The 3,840-nt window shown below is 44.3% G+C and carries 3 protein-coding genes; 1 reads left to right on the top strand and 2 read right to left on the bottom strand.

The annotated features are described in order from the left end of the window. Positions 1-1,213, top strand: a 1,213-nt coding sequence (locus B4033_RS11445; protein ID WP_286834119.1) for an aldehyde dehydrogenase family protein, incomplete at its 5' end; no start/stop codon positions are given. Positions 1,214-1,390: 177 nt separating this feature from the next. On the opposite strand, the gene pnuC is transcribed toward B4033_RS11445, so the two are convergent. Then, positions 1,391-1,960 carry a nicotinamide riboside transporter PnuC gene (gene pnuC / locus B4033_RS11440; protein WP_286834118.1) on the bottom strand — a complete coding sequence of 190 codons (570 nt, stop codon included), beginning with the start codon at positions 1,958-1,960 and terminating at the stop codon, positions 1,391-1,393. Positions 1,961-1,988: 28 nt separating this feature from the next. After that, the coding region (locus B4033_RS11435) for a TonB-dependent siderophore receptor (protein WP_286834116.1) at positions 1,989-3,840 on the bottom strand (1,852 nt) is incomplete at its 5' end.

Here is a 3,840-nt window from a genome sequence, read left to right as displayed (position 1 = left end):
GGCAGAAACCTGGGACAACGGCAAACCGATCCGTGAAACGCTGGCTGCCGATATTCCGCTGGCTATTGACCATTTTCGTTATTTTGCCGGCTGTATCCGTGCCCAGGAAGGCGGTATTTCCGAAATTGATGAAGATACCATTGCCTACCATTTCCATGAACCGCTTGGTGTAGTCGGACAAATCATTCCCTGGAATTTCCCGATTCTGATGGCCGCCTGGAAACTCGCACCCGCCCTGGCTGCGGGTAATTGTATTGTGCTGAAACCTGCAGAACAGACCCCGGTCAGCATTCTGGTTCTGGCTGAACTGATTCAGGATATTTTGCCACCGGGTGTCCTGAATATCGTCAATGGTTATGGGGTTGAAGTCGGTCGCCCGCTAGCCACCAACCCACGCATTGCCAAGATTGCCTTTACCGGTTCAACCGCAGTGGGTCAGCTGATCATGCAATATGCGACTGAAAATATTATTCCGGTGACCCTGGAACTTGGCGGAAAATCCCCAAACTTGTTCTTTGCCGACATTATGGATCAGCAAGACGATTATCTGGACAAGGCACTGGAAGGCTTTGCCATGTTTGCCCTGAACCAGGGTGAAATCTGTACCTGCCCTTCCCGGGCCTTGGTACAGGAAAGTATTGCCGATGAGTTTTTAGCGCGTGCAGTAGAACGGGTACAACGCATTAAAACCGGTCATCCACTGGATACCGACACCATGATTGGCGCGCAAGCTTCTCAGGAACAGCAGGACAAGATTCTGGGCTGTATTGCCACTGGCCGTGAAGAAGGTGCACAGATCCTGACCGGCGGTGAAGCACGTCAGGAAGTCGGTCAAGGTTTCTATATTGAGCCGACCATCTTTAAGGGCACCAACAATATGAAAACCTTCCAGGAAGAAATTTTTGGTCCCGTGCTGGCCGTGACTACCTTTAAAGACTTCGATGATGCAATCAAGATCGCCAACGATACCATTTACGGACTCGGTGCCGGGGTCTGGTCGCGCTCGGCACATACCTCGTATCGTGCCGGTCGTGCCATCCAGGCTGGTCGGGTCTGGACCAACTGTTATCACATCTACCCTGCCCATGCGGCTTTCGGTGGCTATAAAAAATCCGGCATTGGACGCGAGAACCATAGAATGATGCTGGATCATTATCAGCAGACTAAAAACTTGCTAGTCAGCTATTCGACCAAACCAGCCGGGTTCTTTTAAGAAGTGAAATACATTCAAAGCGAACTTCGGTTCGCTTTGAATGTATGGTAGCTAGCTTTCACAAAATATCAGCAACATCTTCAAGCTGCGGCCAATTCAAATAAAGTTTTTAGTCTATAAACACTTTTTTTAAAGGAAAGAGCATCACCTCAAATTTCTATTTGCAATAGTGTCATTTCAAGATAATTTCACTCTATAAAGATTTCGCCACATTCTCCAGCCATTCAGTGCAAGAAGAATAAAGAGAAAATAGAGTACGGCTGTTAAATACAATGATTTATGGGTGTACATACCGACATAAATCACATCTAGAACACACCACAAGCCCCAGCTTTCAATATATTTTTTTGCCGCCCAATAACTTGCCACCAAGCTAAAAGAGGCTAACATGGAATCCAACCAAGGGAGTGATGCTGTGGTGAAATGAGCAAATAAGGCGCCAATCACCAGACCGGCGACAATACCCACAATCAGGCTATATACCCAGATTTTTTTATTCAAATAGCCAATCTGCACGGTGATAGCCTGGTCATGATTTTTCTTCGACCAGCTATACCAGCCATACAGTTGCATCAAGATAAATACGGCTTGTAATGCTGCGTCTGCAAATAAATTGACACGATAAAAAATAATCATATATAAAAATACAGCGATAATATTCACCAACCAGCAGACTTTATATTGTTTGGAGGTCAGCCAGACACCTAAAACGTTTAAAATGAACGCTGCAATTTCTATATTTTCCACGACGATATAACCTGATTAAGCAGCCAATTTAGAAGTTCAGATTGAATGACAAGGTTGCTGTACGCGGCGAACCCAAGAATAAATAATCGTCACCCAAAAATTCACCTGCATCACGCCAGTATTTCTTGTTGAACAGATTATTAATATTCAAGCGCAGCAATGCATCGGTCGTATTTAGCTTAAATTGATAAGCAGCGCCTAAATCAACCACACTATAACCTGCAACTTTCGCAGCACCCTCTTTGTTGGCATATTTGCTGGAACTGTATTGACCACCTGCCAGAATAGTGAAACCTGCAATGCTCGGTACGTTATAGCGAAGATGCGTTGCGAAACGAACTTTTGGCACGTTTTGCGCCTGATGATTACCATATTCAACCGCTTCCACATTTTCTAAACGGGCTTTGGTCAAGGCTAAAGATGAAGTTAAGGCCAGATGGTCGGTTAATGCACCATTCAGTCCGAGCTCCAGACCCTGACTATGTTGTTCGCCTTCCGCAACAAAATAGCGAAGTCCTGAAATCGGCTTGCTATATTGGTTGTCTTGGCGTAAATCAAATAGCGAGGCAGTCAATAAAAACTGCTTGATCTGTTGTTTGAAACCAATTTCATATTGCTCTGAATAGATCGGTGCTAGAGTTTCAGCCGCATTCTCTGCAAACCAAGGCGCTGTTTTTCCATCTGACAGGCCTTTAGCATACGAGGCATAGACGGTAGTCGATTCCAAGGGGCTATAGCTGATCGCAAATTGCGGTAAAAATTTGCCTAAATCAGTATCGCGGACTTTTACCCGATCTGCATCATATGCTTGTTCATCCAGCTCGATCCATTTTCCGCCAATCAAAGTGGTCCAATGTTCATTCCATTCAATACGATCAAGAAACGTCAATGCAGTTTGTTTACTTTTAAGTGCTTGATATTTTGGTCCAGCATTCGCTGTTACTGGGGAAAAATCTATGGTTTCTGTATAAATATTACCTACACCAATCCATTCATTGACACCAGCAAAACGATCTCGCGATTTATTGGTTTGTGTAATATCAAAATTTAGATAATGTTGCGCCCAATTGGTATCAATCACCCCATCTAGTTTGACTTTAAATTGGTTGGTTTTAAAGGTTTCATCTGGATTCTGATAATCGTAAATATCATACTCGCCAGCTTTACCAAACGTGTTACAGGAATACGCTTCCAGACAGCCTTCCCGATAATAACCATAAGCAAAGCTTGAATAGTCATCAACTCTGGATTTACTGTGTGCTGCAACGAGTCCCAGGTTCCAGTCACTATTCAAAGCATAGCTATATTTTAAACTGCTATTCAGACTATCGATCGTGACCGGTTTGCCCCAAGTCTGGTAACCCAGCAATCGGTCCCATTTCACATTTTCTGGGACTTTGCCATCGAGTAATTGATAGCCTGGCACTGATCTTTGTTCGGAACGCTGTGCTTCAAGATCAAATTCCAATTTAGATTGCTCAGATGTTTTCCAATCTAAGGCCAATGCCGCTAAATAGCGTTCACCCTCCACATGATCGACATAAGAATCCATCTGTTCATTCACCAGATTGATGCGATATCCGAATTGTTGCTCATCACCCCAAAAACCACCTAGATCAGTTGCCACTGAAAACTGTCCATGTTGATCAGCAGAGAATGTCAGGGCCTGGATATCTTTAGGTCGCTTGGTGACATAATTGACCACACCACCCGGGGTCGACATACCACTTTGAATCGCGGAAATGCCTTTTAAAATTTCCACACGTTCTTTGTTTTCAAGTGCAACATTTTGTTCACCACGAATCACATTGCCATTAATGAGGTAGCTTGATGCCAAATCGAGTGCAAAGCCACGCGAGACAAAGTTTGGATAATAGCCA

Origin of the sequence: Acinetobacter sp. UBA3132, assembly GCF_002364825.1 — a bacterium.
GTDB classification, from domain to species: Bacteria; Pseudomonadota; Gammaproteobacteria; order Pseudomonadales; family Moraxellaceae; genus Acinetobacter; species Acinetobacter schindleri.
This window is presented reverse-complemented; position numbering and strand designations above follow the sequence as displayed.